The sequence below is a fragment of the Cupriavidus sp. 2SB genome (genome assembly GCF_005503625.1).
In the GTDB taxonomy this organism is placed as follows: Bacteria; Pseudomonadota; Gammaproteobacteria; order Burkholderiales; family Burkholderiaceae; genus Cupriavidus.
Map to the genome: position 1 here is coordinate 18,582 of NZ_SCMX01000025.1, position 16,308 is coordinate 34,889.

General features: G+C 64.6%; 16 protein-coding genes. 12 read left to right on the plus strand and 4 right to left on the minus strand.

The annotated features are described in order from the left end of the window. Positions 1 to 21: 21 nt before the first annotated feature. From FFS21_RS14000 to FFS21_RS14015, 4 genes are read left to right on the plus strand one after another with little or no spacing between them, the layout of a single operon-like run. Positions 22 to 792: an ABC transporter ATP-binding protein gene (locus tag FFS21_RS14000; protein ID WP_137925388.1), complete on the plus strand. Its 771-nt coding sequence runs from the start codon at positions 22 to 24 to the stop codon at positions 790 to 792. 1 nt (position 793) lies between these two features. Further along, the gene (locus FFS21_RS14005) at positions 794 to 1,519 is read left to right on the plus strand and encodes an ABC transporter ATP-binding protein (RefSeq protein WP_137925389.1); all 726 of its coding nucleotides are present in this window, start codon (positions 794 to 796) and stop codon (positions 1,517 to 1,519) included. Positions 1,520 to 1,542: 23 nt separating this feature from the next. After that, on the plus strand, positions 1,543 to 2,430 hold the full coding sequence (locus tag FFS21_RS14010) for a branched-chain amino acid ABC transporter permease (RefSeq protein WP_137925390.1): 888 nt from the start codon (positions 1,543 to 1,545) through the stop codon (positions 2,428 to 2,430). Then, entirely contained in the window at positions 2,430 to 3,473 is a 1,044-nt protein-coding gene (locus FFS21_RS14015) for a branched-chain amino acid ABC transporter permease (RefSeq protein WP_137925391.1), read from the plus strand. The genes FFS21_RS14010 and FFS21_RS14015 overlap by 1 nt, the downstream gene beginning before the upstream one ends. On the opposite strand, the gene FFS21_RS14020 is transcribed toward FFS21_RS14015, so the two are convergent. From FFS21_RS14020 to FFS21_RS14030, 3 genes are read right to left on the minus strand one after another with little or no spacing between them, the layout of a single operon-like run. After that, complete coding sequence (locus FFS21_RS14020) at positions 3,450 to 4,085, minus strand: flavin reductase family protein (RefSeq protein ID WP_137925392.1); 636 nt, start codon at positions 4,083 to 4,085, stop codon at positions 3,450 to 3,452. The two genes, FFS21_RS14015 and FFS21_RS14020, sit on opposite strands and share 24 nt — an antisense overlap. A 13-nt stretch (positions 4,086 to 4,098) precedes the next feature. Continuing rightward, positions 4,099 to 4,860: a GntR family transcriptional regulator gene (locus FFS21_RS14025; protein WP_502705173.1), complete on the minus strand. Its 762-nt coding sequence runs from the start codon at positions 4,858 to 4,860 to the stop codon at positions 4,099 to 4,101. 4 nt (positions 4,861 to 4,864) lie between these two features. Then, positions 4,865 to 5,830, minus strand: coding sequence for a polysaccharide deacetylase family protein (locus FFS21_RS14030; RefSeq protein WP_137925393.1), 966 nt, complete (start codon positions 5,828 to 5,830; stop codon positions 4,865 to 4,867). 238 nt (positions 5,831 to 6,068) lie between these two features. Between FFS21_RS14030 and FFS21_RS14035 the strand changes: the two genes are divergently transcribed. The 8 genes from FFS21_RS14035 (at position 6,069) to FFS21_RS14070 (ending at position 15,463) form a co-directional block, all read left to right on the plus strand. Beyond that, positions 6,069 to 7,241, plus strand: coding sequence for an ABC transporter substrate-binding protein (locus FFS21_RS14035; protein ID WP_137925394.1), 1,173 nt, complete (start codon positions 6,069 to 6,071; stop codon positions 7,239 to 7,241). A 187-nt stretch (positions 7,242 to 7,428) separates the two neighbouring features. Next, positions 7,429 to 8,307 carry a branched-chain amino acid ABC transporter permease gene (locus FFS21_RS14040; protein WP_137925395.1) on the plus strand — a complete coding sequence of 293 codons (879 nt, stop codon included), beginning with the start codon at positions 7,429 to 7,431 and terminating at the stop codon, positions 8,305 to 8,307. After that, positions 8,304 to 10,892, plus strand: a complete 2,589-nt coding sequence (locus tag FFS21_RS14045) for a branched-chain amino acid ABC transporter ATP-binding protein/permease (protein WP_137925396.1) — start codon at positions 8,304 to 8,306, stop codon at positions 10,890 to 10,892. Before FFS21_RS14040 ends, FFS21_RS14045 begins: the two co-directional genes overlap by 4 nt. Next, entirely contained in the window at positions 10,889 to 12,469 is a 1,581-nt protein-coding gene (locus FFS21_RS14050) for a gamma-glutamyltransferase family protein (RefSeq protein ID WP_249359373.1), read from the plus strand. Before FFS21_RS14045 ends, FFS21_RS14050 begins: the two co-directional genes overlap by 4 nt. 312 nt (positions 12,470 to 12,781) lie before the next feature. Continuing rightward, on the plus strand, positions 12,782 to 13,003 hold the full coding sequence (locus tag FFS21_RS14055; protein ID WP_137925397.1) for a hypothetical protein: 222 nt from the start codon (positions 12,782 to 12,784) through the stop codon (positions 13,001 to 13,003). A gap of 97 nt (positions 13,004 to 13,100) precedes the next feature. Next, positions 13,101 to 14,546 (plus strand): MFS transporter, encoded by a 1,446-nt coding sequence (locus tag FFS21_RS14060; protein ID WP_137925398.1) that lies wholly within the window; start codon positions 13,101 to 13,103, stop codon positions 14,544 to 14,546. Between the two features lie 150 nt (positions 14,547 to 14,696). Further along, positions 14,697 to 15,074 carry a hypothetical protein gene (locus tag FFS21_RS14065; protein WP_137925399.1) on the plus strand — a complete coding sequence of 126 codons (378 nt, stop codon included), beginning with the start codon at positions 14,697 to 14,699 and terminating at the stop codon, positions 15,072 to 15,074. Then, entirely contained in the window at positions 15,071 to 15,463 is a 393-nt protein-coding gene (locus tag FFS21_RS14070; protein WP_137925400.1) for a type II toxin-antitoxin system VapC family toxin, read from the plus strand. Before FFS21_RS14065 ends, FFS21_RS14070 begins: the two co-directional genes overlap by 4 nt. Here FFS21_RS14070 and FFS21_RS14075 read toward each other — a convergent pair. After that, the gene (locus tag FFS21_RS14075; RefSeq protein WP_137925401.1) at positions 15,460 to 16,179 is read right to left on the minus strand and encodes an SDR family NAD(P)-dependent oxidoreductase; all 720 of its coding nucleotides are present in this window, start codon (positions 16,177 to 16,179) and stop codon (positions 15,460 to 15,462) included. The two genes, FFS21_RS14070 and FFS21_RS14075, sit on opposite strands and share 4 nt — an antisense overlap. Between the last annotated feature and the right edge of the window lie 129 nt (positions 16,180 to 16,308).

Consider the following 16,308-nt stretch of genomic DNA (forward strand, 5'->3'; position numbering starts at 1 on the left):
CGGCAAATTTTCTCGTATCACATGACAACCAACGTACTGGAAGTCCACAACCTCACGAAGTCCTTCAAAGGCTTCACGGCGGTCGACGGTGTGGACCTGCAAGTGCGTCGCGGCTCGATCCATGCATTGATCGGGCCGAACGGCGCGGGCAAGACCACCTGCTTCAACCTGCTCACCAAGTTCCTGGAGCCCACCACGGGCACCATTCTTTTCAACGGCATCGACATCACGCGCGAGAAGCCCGCACAGATTGCGCGGCGCGGCGTGATTCGCTCGTTCCAGATTTCCGCCGTGTTCCCGCACCTGACCGTGCGCGAGAACGTGCGCATTGGTCTGCAACGCCAGCTTGGCACCGCGTTCCAGTTCTGGCGCAGTGAACGTTCGCTCGATGTGCTCGATGCACGTGCGATGGACTTGCTCGATCAGGTGGGCCTGACCGAGTTCGCCGAGACCGTCACCGTCAACCTGCCTTACGGCCGCAAGCGCGCGCTGGAGATCGCCACGACGCTCGCAATGGAACCCGAGCTGATGCTGCTCGACGAGCCGACGCAGGGCATGGGCCACGAGGACGTGGATCGCGTGACGCAACTGATCAAGAAGGTATCGGCTGGCCGCACCATCCTGATGGTGGAACACAACATGAACGTGGTCTCGTCGATTGCCGACAAGATCACGGTGCTGCAACGTGGCGCGATTCTGGCCGAAGGTCCGTACGCCGAAGTGTCGAAAGACCCGCGCGTGATGGAAGCCTACATGGGCACCGCCGACGCCGAACTGCAGGGAGCGCACTGATATGTCCACGAACGCATCCAACGTTCCCGCTCTCGAAATCAAGGACCTGCACGCCTGGTACGGCGAATCGCACATCCTGCATGGTGTGGACCTCACTGTGAATCGTGGCGAAGTGGTAACGCTGCTGGGCCGCAATGGCGCAGGCCGTACCACCACCATGCGCGCGATCATGGGCCTGACCGGCGCACGCAAGGGATCGATCAAGGTCGATGGCAAGGAAACCATCAACCTGCCCACGCACAAGATTGCGCACTACGGCATTGGTTACTGCCCCGAAGAGCGCGCGATCTTCTCGTCGCTCTCGTGCGAAGAGAACCTGCTGCTGCCGCCGGTACTGAAAGGATCCAGCCAGGGCATGAGCGAGGCCGAGATCTACGAGATGTTCCCGAACCTGAAGGAACGCAAGCAGAGCCAGGGCACGCGTCTTTCTGGCGGCGAGCAACAGATGCTGGCCGTCGGCCGCATCCTGCGCACTGGTGCGAACCTGCTGCTGCTCGATGAAATCTCGGAAGGGCTGGCACCGGTCATCGTGCAGGCACTGGCGCGCATGATCCTGATGCTCAAGAAGAAGGGCTACACGGTGGTGATGGTAGAGCAGAACTTCCGCTTTGCCGCACCGCTGGCAGATCGCTTCTACGTGATGGAGCACGGCGCGATAGTCGAGCGCTTTGCCGCGAACGAGCTGCAGGCCAAGATGCCGGTGCTCAATGAACTGCTAGGCGTGTAGACAGGAAAGGGATAACGCATTTCATGACATTCGATATTGGAATTCCCCTGCCCGCGCTGCTCTCGCAGTTGCTGCTCGGGCTCGTCAACGGCGCGTTCTACGCGATGCTGAGTCTTGGCCTCGCTGTGATCTTCGGCCTGCTCAACGTGATCAACTTCGCGCACGGCGCACTGTTCATGCTGGGTGCCGTGCTGGCGTGGGCCGGCATGGAATACGCCGGGCTCAACTACTGGGTCATGCTGGCGCTGTCGCCGCTGCTGGCCGGTGCACTCGGCGTCATCATCGAGAAGACACTGCTGCGCTGGATCTACAAGCTCGATCACATCTACGGCCTACTGCTCACCCTCGGTATCACGCTGGTGATCGAAGGTGTGCTGCGTTCGATCTATGGCGTGTCCGGCCTGCCCTACTCGCCGCCCGAACTGCTGCAAGGCGCGACGGACCTCGGCTTCATGATGCTGCCGAACTACCGTGCCTGGGTGGTGGTGGCATCGCTGGTGGTGTGCATCGCCACCTGGTACACGATTGAAAAGACCAAGCTCGGCGCCTACCTGCGCGCCGGCACGGAGAACCCGAAGATCGTGGAAGCCTTCGGCGTCAACGTGCCGTTGATGGTCACGCTGACCTACGGTTTCGGCGTGGCGCTGGCCGCGTTTGCCGGTGTGCTCGCCGCACCGGTGATCCAGGTGTCGCCGCTGATGGGTCAGAACCTGATCATCGTCGTCTTCGCCGTGGTAGTGATTGGCGGCATGGGATCGATCATGGGTTCGATCCTCACCGGCCTGGGGCTGGGCGTGATCGAGGGCCTGACCAAGGTGTTCTATCCGGAAGCGTCGTCGACCGTGGTGTTCTTCATCATGGTGATCGTGTTGCTGCTGCGTCCCGCAGGTCTGTTCGGGAAGGAAAAATGATGCTGCAAAACCAAAATCGCCGCGGCCAGTTCGCGGTCTATGGCGTGGCACTGCTGGCCGTGCTGCTGGCGCCTGCGCTGGGCGTCTATCCGGTCTTCGTGCTCAAGGTGCTCTGCTTCGCGCTGTTCGCCTGCGCATTCAACTTGCTGATTGGCTATACCGGGCTGCTGTCGTTCGGTCATGCCGCATTCTTCGGCGGCGCGGGCTATGTGGCCGGGCACGCCATGAAGGAATGGGGCCTCACGCCCGAACTCGGTCTGCTGGCGGGCATGGCGTTTGCCGCGCTCGGCGGCTGGGCGATGGGCGCGCTGGCGATTCGTCGTCAGGGCATCTACTTCTCGATGATCACGCTTGCGCTCGCGCAGATGCTTTACTTCTTCTGCCTGCAAGCACCGTTCACGGGAGGCGAGGACGGCATTCAGGGAATCCCGCGCGGCAAGCTGCTCGGCTTCCTGCCGCTCGACAGCGACCTGACGCTGTATTACGTGGTGCTGGCCATCGTGGTGGTAGCGTTCGCACTGATCGTGCGTACGATCCATTCGCCGTTCGGGCAGATCCTGAAGGCGATCAAGGAAAACGAGCCGCGTGCGGTGTCGCTGGGCTATGACGTGGATCGCTTCAAGCTGCTGGCATTCGTGCTCTCAGCCGCGCTGTCCGGTCTGGCTGGTTCGCTGAAAGCGCTCGTGCTGGGCTTCGAGACACTGACCGATGTGCACTGGTCGATGTCGGGTGCGGTGATCCTGATGACGCTGGTCGGCGGCCTCGGCACGCTGACTGGCCCCATCGTCGGCGCATTGGTTGTGATCGCGCTGGAGAACAAGCTTGGCGATCTCGGCATGTTCCTCGCCAATGCGACTGGCGTGGCGTGGTTCAACACGCTGGGCGAATCGGTGACGATGGTCACTGGCATCATCTTCGTGATCTGCGTGCTGACATTCCGGCGCGGCATCGTCGGCGAGATCATCGTCGTGGCAGACCAGTGGCGGGCGCGGCGCAAGACGGCCACCGCGCCGCTGGGCTCACATCTCGTCGATCGCGGTTGATGCGGTAACCGCGCCGGCATCCTTCTCCAGCGAGAAGCGGTCACGCGTGGTCACGTAGAAGCTGGCGCCGAAGCGGCCTACAGGAAAGTACTCCTGCAGCCGCACGCGCCAGCGCTCCGTATCGATCAACCCATCGCGTGCATGCAGACGCAGCACGCGACCGATGAAGATCTGGCGGCTTTCTGTCTCCAGCGTTTCCCAAAGATTGCATTCGAAGGCCACGGGCGCTTCCGCGATACGGGGCGGGGCCACCTGCGTGCACGGCGCGGGCGTCAGGCCCACGTGTGCGAGCTCGCTCACGTTAGGCGGCAAACGCTCGCCGCATCGATGCATCTTCTCGACCATCGCTTCATCGCCGAGGTGTACGACAAACTCGCCAGTCCGCACAATGTTGGCGGCGGTATCTTTCAACGCGCCGTCGTCAAGACGGTTCACGCTGATCATGACGATAGGAGGCTCTTCGCCCAGCATGTTGAACATCGAGAACGGCGCGGCGTTGGCGGTGCCGTCGGGACCCAGCGTGGTGACGAGTGCGATGGGACGCGGCACGATCAGGCTGGCCATGAGCTTGTAGCGCTGATACTCGGTGATCGCGCTGAAATCGATTTCCATACTCTTCCTTTGTTCAGGGCTGCGGCAGCCCAAGCATCTGCGCCAGGCTCTTCTCGCCCGACATGCGCGAGGTTTCGATCCGCTGTTCCAGTTCGCGCAGGTGCGCTTCCATCCGGGCCACGGCGCCTTCCGCATCGCGTGCTTCGATGCACGCCACGATGGCCGCATGCTCGTCGTGCTCGCACGGTGCATGGCCCGGCGGCTCGTACAGCCCCACGATCAGCGAGCAGCGCGAGACCAGTTCGGTCAGGTAGCGTTGCAGCACTGCGTTGCGGGCCAGCGCGGCAATGCGCAGGTGAAAGCCGCTGGCCAGCCGCGCCCACGACGGCTGATCGAAGCGATGCATCGCATCGTGTTCGTCTGCAAGCTGGCGACGCAGTTCGCGCAGGTCATCCTCCGTCACGCGTTCCACCGCCAGTTCCACAAGCACACGCTCCATGGCGCGGCGCGCCTCGAAAATCTGGCTCGTTTCCTCGGGCGTGGGTTCGGCAATCACGGCGCCCTTGTTGGGACGCAGTGCGACGATGCCATCATGCGCGAGCTTTTCCAGCACACGTCGCACCACGGCGCGGCCCACGCCGAACAGGCTGCATAGCTCGGGCTCGGGCAGCTTGGTGCCGGGCGTCAGCCGATGATTGAGTACGCCATCGAAAATGGCCTGGTAGATGCGCGTGTCGGCGTCCGCAGGCTCGATGGCCTCGGGCGCTTCGGTAGCGGGGGCGGGCTTCCGTGCAGCTTTGTTTGACATGACGTCGGTCAGGGAAACGATGGCCATGATGTTAGCGCGAAGCCGTTTTCGCAACCTGCTCCATCGCGTCGCAGATCGCGCCGGGCGTGGTCATCCACACATCGCCATGCGAGCGCCGCGCGGCGATATGCGCCAGTGCGCGCCGCAGGTGGCGCAGCCGGTACGGCTGGCCCACGAGATACGGATGCAGCGCAATGCCCATCACCAGCGGCTGGGGATGCTGCGGATGATTGGCCTGCTGCAGCATCTCGTCGAACTGGTCGATGATCATATCGGCAAACGCCGCGCCGTCGAGCTGGCGACCGATGATCATCGGGATATCGTTCAGTTCCTGCGGATACGGGATCGACCAGATTGCGCCGCCGTCGCGCGTCTGCATCGGCACCGGGCGGTCATCGTGTGCCCAGTTCAGCGTGTAGCGGTAACCGGCTTCGGCCAGCAGATCCGGCGTGGCCATCGTCTCGGAGATCCATGGCGACAGCCAGCCCGTCGGGGCGCGACCGCTGTGCGACTGGATACGGTCGCGGCAATTTTCGATCAGTGCGCGCTCCCCTGCCTCATCGAATTCGCTCTGCCGATGCGCATTGGTATGACCATGGCCGATCAGTTCGTCTCCACGTTCCAGACAGGCGTCGAGCAGTTCCGGGCAGTGATCGTAGAGCGCGGTGTTCAGGATCACGCCGGCAGGCATCTCCAACTGATCGAACAACTCCAGGCAACGCCATGCGCCCACGCGATTGCCATACTCGCGCCAGCTGTAGTTCAGCACGTCAGGCTGCGGCGATACGGGGCCGAGGTTCGCACCCAACCCCTCGCCAAACGCGAAGTGCTCGATATTGAAGCCCAGATAGACGGCCAGCCGTGCGCCATTCGGCCAGCGGAAGTGATCGACATCGATGATGGGCCGATACGGAAAGCGGCCATGGTGGCGCAGCGGACCGAACGTGGGCGTCGCAGCCGCCTGCGCGGCAGCCAGCGGACTCGGATTGAGGGTCATGAACGTTGCCTTTCTTCTGGTTGGTGCATCCGCCGGGTCCGTACGCACCGCCTTCGTGCGTGGCGCCCCGTTTGTGATCGTATGCACTGATCGATACCAATCGTTCGCAAATTGCGGGCCAGATCGTCAACGCTTGGGAATCCGTTATGTCGCGGACCTTGGGGTGGATTTGTCAACGCCGTGGCATGGCTCTTGCAAGCCCACCCGGCGAATCCCATCCAACCCCCGGAGATCTGCCATGTTTCGTCCCCAACGCCGCGCACTGCTCGCCACCGCTGCCGCCCTTGCGATGACCACGCTGCCGGCGCTCGCCGCCGACACCATCAAGATCGGCCTGATCACAGCGCTGTCCGGCCAGTCTGCACGGGCGGGCGAATCGCTGACGCGCGGTATCACCATCGCCATCGACGAGATCAACGCCCGTGGCGGCCTGCTGGGCGGCCGCAAGCTGGAACTGGTGCGCCGCGACGACGAAGGCAACCCGGCCAAGGGTGTGCTGGCTGCGCGCGAACTGATCTACAAGGAGAAGGTGGCGGTGCTGTTCGGCGGTCTCGATACGCCGGTCTCGCTGGCCATCGTGCCGATCGCCAACCAGGAGAAGGTGCCGTTCATGGGCCCGTGGGCCGCTGGCACGCCGATCACGCATAACGGCGCGAATCCGAACTTTGCCTTCCGTGTCTCGGCAGTGGACGAAGTGGTGGACAAGGCCATGGTGCAGTACGCGCAGAAGACTTTCAGCGCCACCAAGGTCGGCCTGATCCTCGTGAACAACCCGTGGGGTGAATCGAACGAGAAAGGCATCGTCGCCGCGATGGCCGCCAAGGGCGGCAAGCCGGTGGGCATCGAGAAATTCGAAGGCACCGATGTAGACGTGGTGCCGCAACTGGGCCGCCTGAAGGCTGCCGGTGCCGATGTGCTGCTGATGGTCGGCAACGTGGGGCCGTCGGCACAGGTCGTGAAATCGCTCGATCGCATGGGCTGGAAGGTGCCGGTGGTTTCGCACTGGGGCCCCGCAGGCGGCCGTTTCACCGAACTGGCGGGACCGAACGCGAAGAACGTTCACTTCGTGCAAACGTACAGCTTCTTCGGCGCGCAGACCCCGGTCAGCAATCGCGTGGTCACCGACCTCAAGGCCAAGTACAGCGACATCAAGGGTCCGGACGACATCACCCCGGCCGTGGGTGTGGCCAATGCGTACGACGCCACGCAACTCGCCGCGCTTGCTATCGCCAAGGCCGGCAGCACCAAGGGCGACGCGATCCGCGAAGGCTTCTACAAGATCGACCGCTACGAAGGTCTGATCAAGACCTACGTGAAGCCGTTCTCGCCGCAACAGCATGACGCGCTGGGCGAGAACGACTACGTCTGGGCGCAGTTCATCGACAACCGGATCGTGCCGGTGAAGAAGTAACGCGCTAGTTGCCTACCGCTTGTCTTGCTCCCCTCTCCCGCGTCGCGGGAGAGGGGTTGGGGGTGAGGGCCGGAGGCTCTGCTTGCCCACCGTATCGCATATTTCACCGCTGGCCCTCTCCCCCGCCCCTCTCCCGCTTGCGGGAGAGGGGAGAACACCCCGAAAGAAGAAAGAAAAAGGACTCACCATGTTATGGATATCCGCCCTGATCAGCGGGCTTGGCCTGGGCAGCATGTACGGGCTGATGGCGCTGGGATTTCACATCACCTACGCGGTATCGGCCACGGTCAATTTCGCGCAGGGCAGCTCGATGATGCTGGGCGCCGTGCTCACCTACACGTTCGCGCAGACGCTGGGCTGGCCGATGCCGCTGGCTATCCTGCTGGCGCTCGCGTTGTGCGCGCTCTACGGCCTTGCCGTCGAATTCCTCGCAGTGCGTCCGTTTGCAAGCCGTGGCTCCAACGCGTGGCTGATGGCAACCGTAGCACTGGGCATCGTGCTCGATAACGTGGTGATGCTGTGGTTCGGCACGGAGCCGCGCAGCCTGCCCTCCCCGCTTGCCACGCAGTCGGTGCAACTCGGCAGCACGGGCGTGGGCGTCTATCCGCTGCAACTCGTGATTCCGGTGGTAGGACTCGCGCTGGCCGCCGTCCTCCACTACGTGCTGCGCAAATCGCGATGGGGCGTGGCGATGCTTGCCGTGGTGCAGAACCGCGATGCGGCGCGCCTGATGGGGATTCCCATCCGACGCACCATCGCTGGCGCATTCGCGCTCTCCACGCTGCTGGCAGGCATTGCCGGCGTGCTGATCGCGCCGCTGTTCAATGTGCAGGCCGACATGGGCACGGTCTTCGGTCTCAAGGCGTTTGCCGTAGCGATTCTCGGCGGACTGTCGAGCGCATGGGGCGTGATGGTGGCCGGCCTGATCTTTGGTTTGGTCGAGGCGATGATCACCGCATCGCTGGGTTCCAGCTACACCCAGATCATCACGTTCGCGCTGGTGATCGCCATTCTGGCCCTGCGGCCCGATGGTCTGTTCGGACGCGCGGAGGTGCGCAAGGTATGAGCAAGACAATGACTTCCCCGGTGCCAACCGCACCCGCTACCCAGGCACCGCGTGCCGCTGCCCCCGTGCTTGGTCTGGGCACGCCGCTGCAGATCTCGGCAATGATCGCCGTGCTGGTGGCATCGGCCGCACTCACGCTAACGCTCAACGGCTACTTTGTGTTCGTGATTGCTGGCGTTGCAATGCTGGCGATCTGCGGCGTCGGACTGAATCTGCTGCTCGGCCTGACCGGGCAGGTATCGTTCGGCCATGTCGGTTTCTATGCCATCGGCGCCTATACGGTGGCGATCCTGACCGGACAGGCCGGCTGGAGTTTCTGGGCCGCATGGCCGGTGGGCATGCTGATCGCCGCCGCACTCGGCGCATTGCTGGCGCTGCCTGCGCTACGTGTCAAGGGGCCGGGTCTGGCGATGGTGACCATCGCCTTCGGCTTTATCGTCGAACACGGTGCGGTGGAATGGCGTGCCCTGACCGGCGGCCAGAATGGCCTGATGGGTATCGCGCAGCCTTCGCTGCCTGGTGTCGAAGGTGGCGAGCGCGCGCTGGCGCTGATCGCCATCGCCGTGCTCGGTGTGGCGCTGGCGGCTTACGCTCGCATTTCGCGCGGTAGCTGGGGTGCCGCGATGCGTGCAGTACGCGACAGCGAAGCCGCCGCTGCATCGATCGGCGTGAATCCACTGGTGGTCAAGACCGTAGGCTTCGCATTCTCGGCAGCACTGGCCGGTCTGGCAGGTGGACTCTTCGCGCCGCTGCAGGGCATGGTCACGCCGGGCATGTTCTCGTTCCTGCAGTCGATCCTGTTCGTGCTCGTGGTGATGATTGGTGGCGCGGGCACGGTGGCTGGCCCGGTGGCAGGCGCGATCATCGTCGGCCTGTTGCCCGAGATCCTGTCGAGCCTGGAAAACCTGCGCCTGCTGTGCTTCGGCGTACTGCTGCTGGTGGTGTTGTGGGTTGCACCGACCGGTCTCGTTGGTGTCGCAACATCCGCGTTCCGCCGCCTGCATCCCAAGGCCGCAGCCCAGCACGACGCCGTGACCGGTGCCACGCTGCCCGCGCGCGCACCAGAGGCGCGGCGAGGACTTTCCGCGCTCGGTCTGTCGATGGTGTTCGGCGGCGTGCGTGCCGTGGACAACCTTTCGTTCGATCTTCCTCCTGGACAGGTGACGAGCCTGATCGGCCCCAACGGTGCGGGCAAGTCCACCGTCCTGAACATGCTGTCGGGCTACTACCGTCCGCGCGCGGGGGGTCGCAAGCTCGGCAGCGACACCCTGCCCGCTCGTGGCGCGTGCCACAGCGCGCGGCAAGGCATCTCTCGCACCTACCAGACTACGCAACTGTTCGCGGGCATGAGTGCGCTGGATAACGTGGCGATTGCGCTGTCGCGCGGCAAGCTCGGGACGTTCCTCGGCATTGCCGGTTTCACCGCACCGTCCGTACGCGACGAAGCCCGCGCACTGCTGGCCGCCTGCGGCTACATGGGCAACCCCGACACGAGCGCAGCGGACCTCGCGCACGTGGATCGCCGACTCGTGGAAATCGCACGCGCACTGGCAACGCGGCCTGCTGTATTGCTGCTCGACGAACCGGCTGCCGGCCTCTCGCGCGAAGACAAGGCCACGCTCGGCCGTCTGCTGCGCAAGATTGCGGACAGCGGCGTGGCCGTGGGTCTGGTCGAACACGATATGTCGCTGGTCATGGACGTGTCGGACAGCATCGTCGTGATCGACGCAGGCCAGCATCTGGCTGCGGGCACGCCCGATGCCGTGCGCGAGGACCCCGCCGTGCGCCGCGCGTATCTCGGCGATGCGGCAGCGGTACCTACGCGTCATCGTGCGGCATCGAAGAACGCTGCGCAGTTGCCCGAAGTCATCGGCGTCAGCCGCCTGCGTGCCGGCTATGGCGCGGCCCCCGTGCTGCACGATGTGGATCTGCAGGTGCGCGAGGGCGAGATGGTGGCGCTCCTCGGCGCCAATGGTGCAGGCAAATCCACGTTGATGCGTGCGATGGCCGGCCTGCATCGCCCTGTGCAAGGCGGCATCACATTCGACGGCACCGACCTGGCCCGACTCGATGCCGCACGCATCGTCGAAATGGGTGTGGTGCTGGTGCCCGAAGGCCGGCAGGTCTTCCCTGAACTGTCAGTGCTCGACAACCTGAAACTCGGCGCCTTCCCCTCGGGCCGCATCGCGCGCTCAGAGATGCTGCAGCGGGTTGAATTGATGTTCACGCGCTTCCCGCGCCTGCGCGAGCGGCAGCATCAACGCGCCGGGCTGCTGTCCGGCGGGGAGCAGCAGATGCTGGCCGTGGCACGTGGTCTGATGTCGAAGCCGACCGTGGTGCTGCTCGACGAGCCATCGCTGGGCCTCGCGCCGAAGGTTATCGACGAACTGTTCGCCTCGCTCGACAAGCTGCGCGAAGCCTCGATCACGATTCTGCTGGTAGACCAGATGGCGGCACTTGCGCTGTCTCTGGCAGACCGCGCCTACGTGCTCGAAGAAGGCCGCGTGGTGGCGAGCGGCGATGCGCAGACGCTGGCGCGCGATCCCGCACTGGTGCAGGCTTACCTCGGCGGACAACACGCATGAGCCGGCTCGCCACTTCCCGCGCGGGCATGGTCACCAGCCCGCATGCACTGGCCAGCGAGGCGGGGCTGGAAGTCCTGCACGCGGGTGGCAATGCCATCGAGGCCGTCATCGCCATCGGCGCAACGCTGGCCGTGACTTACCCGCACTTCACGGGATTGGGCGGCGATGCGTTCTTCATCGTCAGCGATGGCGCGGGCAACGTGCGCACGTTGTCCGGCATAGGGCAGGCCGCCGGCACGCTGCCGGACTACGGCGATGCGATTCCCACGCGCGGCGCCGCGTCCGCCCTCACCACCGCTGCCACGGTCGATACCTGGGACCGCGCGTTCGCCATCAGCCGCGGCCAGTGGGGCGGCACCCAGAATTGGAGCAGTTTGTTCCAGCGCGCCATCACGCTGGCGCATGAAGGATTCGAGGTCACGCCGTCGCAGCGCTTCTGGCAAGCCTTCCGCAAGGACGAAGTTGGTAGCTGGCCCGGCTTCTCGAGCACGTTCATGCCCGATGGCAGGCTGCCCGAAGCCGGCGATTGGCTGCGCCAACCCGCACTGGCCCGCAGTCTGGAGCGCATTGCCACGCATGGCGCGCGCGAATTCTACGAAGGCGAACTGGCCGAGCGTATCGTCGCTGGTCTGCGCGAAGCGGGTTCTCCGTTGTCGATGCAGGATCTGGCCCGCACTGCCGCGCGCGATGAAGCGCCGCTGCGCGTGCCATATCGCGGCGGCGAGCTACTGAGCCTGCCGCCGCCCACGCAAGGTGTGACCACGCTGCAGATCATGGGCATCCTGGAGCGGTTCGACATCGGGAGCCTGGAGGAAGGCAGCGCGGACTACTACCACGTGCTCGTGGAGGCCGTGAAACAGGCGTTCATCGAACGCAACCGCTACGTGGCGGACCCCGAGTTCCATGCCGTGCCGACGGACGAGATGCTGTCGCCGACGCGCCTTTCCGCACTGGCCGCGCATATCGATATGACGCACGCATTGCCGTGGCCACACGTCTACCAGCATGGCGACACCGTGTATCTGGCGGCAGTGGATAGCGAAGGCCGCTGCGCGAGCGTGCTGCAGACCGTGTATTTCGACTGGGGCAGCGGCGTGGTGGCAGGCGATACCGGCATCCTGTGGCACAACCGGGGCGCAGCGTTCAACACGGACCCACGGCATCCCAATTGCATCGCAGCAGGAAAGCGTCCGTTTCATACGTTGAACCCGGGCATGTACCTGCGCGGCGGCAAGCCGCGATTGCTCTATGGCACACAGGGTGCGGATGGTCAGCCGCAGACGCTTGCGGCGGTGCTGACCCGAATGATCGACCACGGCATGGACCCGCTCACCGCGCTGTCGCGGCCACGTTTTCTGCTCGGCCGCACATTCTCCGATACGCGCGACAGCCTCAAGATCGAGGCCGATGCCGGCGACGATGTGATCGCTGCGCTGGCCGCGCGCGGGCACGAGGTCAGCGTCATCCCCGCGCAAAGCCCGCTGGCAGGCCATCCCGGTGCCATCGCGTTGTACGACGACGGACACCGTGCAGGCGCCCACGACCCGCGCAGCGACGGCATCGCCATGAGCGCGTGAGGGGCTTGCATCATCAGATGACAATCCTGTTGCATCATGCAGGCAAGGCGAAGCCTGCATGACGAGGGGATGACAACCCTGCGTTGTGTAGCGGTTTTGTATCGGTCCGGAACCGATGCCGGGGCGCCCCGTCCAATGCAATGACTGTCGACTGCGGATCACGATGCAATGCAGCGTGCAAGCTGCAGCGCGATAGTCCAGAATCTCGACGGAGAGGCGCCCCCCAGCATCGGCACATCGCCGATGAAGTACCGCTGAGAAGCGCGTCCCTATGTCCCCAGCAACCGCTCCCCTCTCGCCAAGGAGAACACCGTGCTGAGCCCACATGAACTTGCCACGCTGATGCTGATCGGCAATGGCCCCCAAACGCGTAACGACACCACTGCCGCATCGCGTGAAATCGATCCCGTCGATCTCGACGCCCTGATCAACCACGAACTGGTGGTCCTGCAATCCGAACAGGGCAAACGCCCTTGCCCGCAGATCACCGCGCACGGCCGCTCGATGCTGGCCGCCGTGGGTCGAATGGGCTGACGGCGTATCAGTGGTTCACCGACAGGCAAGTGCCCTGCCTGTGCTTATCATCCCGTGAATACGGCGCTGCGTATCGCCCAGCGCCGCATTCACACTCATGACACAACCCTCCTCCACCGGCTGGCAATCGGACATTCCCGCACGGCTTGACCGTCTGCCGTGGTCGGCATGGCACTGGCGTGTAGCCATTGCGCTCGGCGTTGCGTGGGTGCTCGACGGTCTGGAAGTCACGTTGGTCGGTTCGGTGGGCGCCGTGCTGGAACGGCCCGACACGCTGGCGCTCGATGCCACGCAGGTGGGCTGGAGCGGCTCGCTCTACATCCTCGGGGCTGTGTTCGGCGCACTGGTCTTCGGGCGGATGGCCGACCGGCTCGGCCGCAAGAAGCTGTTCCTCGCCACGCTGGCGGTCTACATGGCTGCCACGCTCGCCACCGCCTTCTCGCCCAACTTCGCGTTCTTCGCGGTGTGCCGATTTGTCACAGGCCTGGGCATCGGTGGCGAATACGCAGCCATCAACTCGGCCATCGACGAACTGATCCCCGCCCGCGTGCGCGGCCGTGTGAACCTGGCGATCAATGGCAGTTTCTGGCTCGGTGCCGCATTGGGGGCCGGACTCAGCCTGGTGCTGCTCGATCCTCGTGTATTCGGCCCGGTCTGGGGCTGGCGTGTCTGTTTCGGCCTGGGCGCCCTGCTGGCCGTGGCCATCGTGCTGATCCGCCGGCATATTCCGGAAAGCCCCCGCTGGCTGACCACCCATGGCCGGCATGCGGAAGCCGGCCGGATCATCGACGCCATTGAAGCCGAGGTATCGCGCCAGCATGGCCCGCTGCCCGCCGTGGACCCGCGCGCGGTGGTGGCCTACGCCGGCAAACCCATCCCCGCGCTGTGCGATATCGTGCGCCTGCTGGTCCACCGCTACCGTTCGCGCAGCGTTGTGGTGCTGGCGCTGATGGTGGCACAGGCATTCTTCTACAACGCCATCTTCTTCACCTACGCGCTGGTGCTGACGCGCTTCTATGCCGTGCCGGACGAGCGCGTGGCGCTCTACATCTTCCCGTTCGCGCTCGGCAACGCGCTGGGTCCGTTCCTGCTAGGACCATTGTTCGATCGCATCGGGCGTCGCAAGATGATTGCCGTGACCTATGTGCTTTCCGGGATCGGACTTGCGGCCACGGGCTGGGCCTTTGTGGAAGGCGTGCTCGACGCGCGCTCGCAGGCGCTGTGCTGGTCCGCCGTGTTCTTCCTTGCGTCAGCCGCCGCCAGCTCGGCGTACCTGACCGCCAGCGAGGTCTTCCCGCTGGAAATGCGCGCGCTGGCCATCTCCGTGTTCTACGCCGTGGGCACGGGCACCGGTGGTTTCATCGCGCCAGTGCTGTTCGGCATGCTGATCGAGACCGGCAGCCGCGGCGCGGTAGCTATCGGCTACGGCATCGGCGCCACCCTGGTGATCGTGGCGGGGCTGCTGGCGCTGCGATTCGGCGTGGACGCGGAACGACGGCCGTTGGAGGACATTGCGCCGCCGCTGGGCGCCGAGAGGGACTGACCGGCCCTTTGGTTGACCCTTTGATTGGACGCAAACGGCTGGCCGCCACTTTGAGAACCGTCCCATATCGATTCGTCGGCCCTCCCCCGAGAATGGTTGCACCGGGCGCCAATGCGCTGCCGGGCCAACAACCAACCGAGGGGCACAACCATGAATGCAGCAACCCTGGCAGCCGACACCACGGCTTCCACATCAGCTTCCACATCGGCTCCCACATCCGCTGACGCTAGCGTAGCAGCCGACCATCATTTCTCGATCCACCATCTCGAAGGCTGCCTGGGCCGGGTGCGGACGCCGACCGAGGCAGAGATTGGCGCGGCTGTTGCGGATCTTGAAACGCTCGATACCCGTGCCGATGCCGACTTCAACCGGACGCTGCCGCCGCTTCGGCCGGGCCAGCGGTGTTCCGTGGTGCAGCTCGAAGGCTGTCTGGGCCATCTGGCTTCATGTTCCGCGCCAACGCTGGAAGAACTGGACGCAGTCATTGCCGACGCAGCCAGCGAGCGCTACCTGAGGAGCTTCGCATGATCGGACTGGACTCGAACATCGTGCTGAGATTCCTTGCGCGAGATGACCCCAGAATGACACCGAGGGCGACTTCCATCATGAGGTCGCTCTCCACGAGCCTGCGGGGCTTCATCCCGATTGCAGTGCTGGTCGAGGTGGTCTGGACCATGCGGCGCCACTACGGTGCGGACCGGAGCACGATCGCGCGCGTCGTCGAGTACATGATCCGCAGCGACGAACTCGTCGTGGAGTCCTCCGATATCGTGAAGTCGGCGCTCTACCTGTTCCGGGAGAAAAAGGGCGATTTCGCCGACTGCCTGATCACGCGCACATGCGAGGCGGCGGGCTGCTCCCAGACGCTCACATTCGATCGCAAGGCGAAGGAAAACGGCATGCGCCTGGTCAACTAGCTCAATCCATCCAGCACCATATGCTGCCCATGCACCGCCTCTGCCGCATCCGAGGCCAGGAACGCCACGGCGCGCGCCGCCGCGCCGGTAGACACCCAAAGCGCGTGGTCGGCGGCAGGCATCGCGTGCCGGTTGGCGGGGGTATCGAGAATACTCGGGGCGATGCTGTTCACGTTGATGCCCGAGCTTCGCACCTCGTGGGACAGGCTTTCCACCAGCCGCTGCAATGCACTCTTGGACGCGGTGTAGGCGCCCATCGCCGCGGCGCCCTGGCTGGCAGCTCGCGCGGACACGGCCACTACTTTTCCGCGCTGCTGGAACTTCATCGCCGGAATGAAGTGGCCGGTAACGGCCACGAAGGACCATGCATTGAGATCCATCATCCGTACAAACGACTCGCGGCTCAGCGCGTGGGTGGGCTCACCCATCTCGAACCCGCCGGCCACATGCACAAGCACATCGACCGAGCCCAATGCATCGAGGATGGCTGCTGCCACCGGGGCCATGGCCGTATCCGATGTGACATCGGCGGCGTGCAGCAAGGTACCGCCGTGGTCGGGTTCGGGATGGGCGAACACGCTCTGCAGATGCTGCAGGTCGCGGTCGATCAGCGCAAGCCGCGCGCCTTCCGCTGCAAACCGGCTGGCGATGGCACGGCCGAGGGCGCCGGCGGCACCGGTGATGACAACATGACGGCGGACGGCACTGGCTTCCATGGCGATCTCCTGGAAAGGGGGTGTCTGCCCCGCTGGGGTCTCTCAACCATAGTGCGTGGCACCGCGCTTCGCCAGATGCGGCGTCGGAGGCAACTGTACAGTGGCGGATCACGGCATCTGTGCATGGTT

Excerpts from the sequence above, each read along its gene's own strand:
- FFS21_RS14010 (WP_137925390.1), top strand. The coding sequence starts at position 1,543 with ATGACATTCGATATTGGAATTCCCCTGCCCGCGCTGCTCTCGCAGTTG.
- FFS21_RS14045 (WP_137925396.1), top strand. The coding sequence starts at position 8,304 with ATGAGCAAGACAATGACTTCCCCGGTGCCAACCGCACCCGCTACCCAG.
- FFS21_RS14070 (WP_137925400.1), top strand. The coding sequence starts at position 15,071 with ATGATCGGACTGGACTCGAACATCGTGCTGAGATTCCTTGCGCGAGAT.
- FFS21_RS14060 (WP_137925398.1), top strand. The coding sequence starts at position 13,101 with ATGACACAACCCTCCTCCACCGGCTGGCAATCGGACATTCCCGCACGG.
- FFS21_RS14000 (WP_137925388.1), top strand. The coding sequence starts at position 22 with ATGACAACCAACGTACTGGAAGTCCACAACCTCACGAAGTCCTTCAAA.
- FFS21_RS14035 (WP_137925394.1), top strand. The coding sequence starts at position 6,069 with ATGTTTCGTCCCCAACGCCGCGCACTGCTCGCCACCGCTGCCGCCCTT.
- FFS21_RS14025 (WP_502705173.1), bottom strand. The coding sequence starts at position 4,860 with ATGGCCATCGTTTCCCTGACCGACGTCATGTCAAACAAAGCTGCACGG.
- FFS21_RS14040 (WP_137925395.1), top strand. The coding sequence starts at position 7,429 with ATGTTATGGATATCCGCCCTGATCAGCGGGCTTGGCCTGGGCAGCATG.
- FFS21_RS14030 (WP_137925393.1), bottom strand. The coding sequence starts at position 5,830 with ATGACCCTCAATCCGAGTCCGCTGGCTGCCGCGCAGGCGGCTGCGACG.
- FFS21_RS14015 (WP_137925391.1), top strand. The coding sequence starts at position 2,430 with ATGCTGCAAAACCAAAATCGCCGCGGCCAGTTCGCGGTCTATGGCGTG.
- FFS21_RS14065 (WP_137925399.1), top strand. The coding sequence starts at position 14,697 with ATGAATGCAGCAACCCTGGCAGCCGACACCACGGCTTCCACATCAGCT.
- FFS21_RS14050 (WP_249359373.1), top strand. The coding sequence starts at position 10,889 with ATGAGCCGGCTCGCCACTTCCCGCGCGGGCATGGTCACCAGCCCGCAT.
- FFS21_RS14020 (WP_137925392.1), bottom strand. The coding sequence starts at position 4,085 with ATGGAAATCGATTTCAGCGCGATCACCGAGTATCAGCGCTACAAGCTC.
- FFS21_RS14075 (WP_137925401.1), bottom strand. The coding sequence starts at position 16,179 with ATGGAAGCCAGTGCCGTCCGCCGTCATGTTGTCATCACCGGTGCCGCC.
- FFS21_RS14005 (WP_137925389.1), top strand. The coding sequence starts at position 794 with ATGTCCACGAACGCATCCAACGTTCCCGCTCTCGAAATCAAGGACCTG.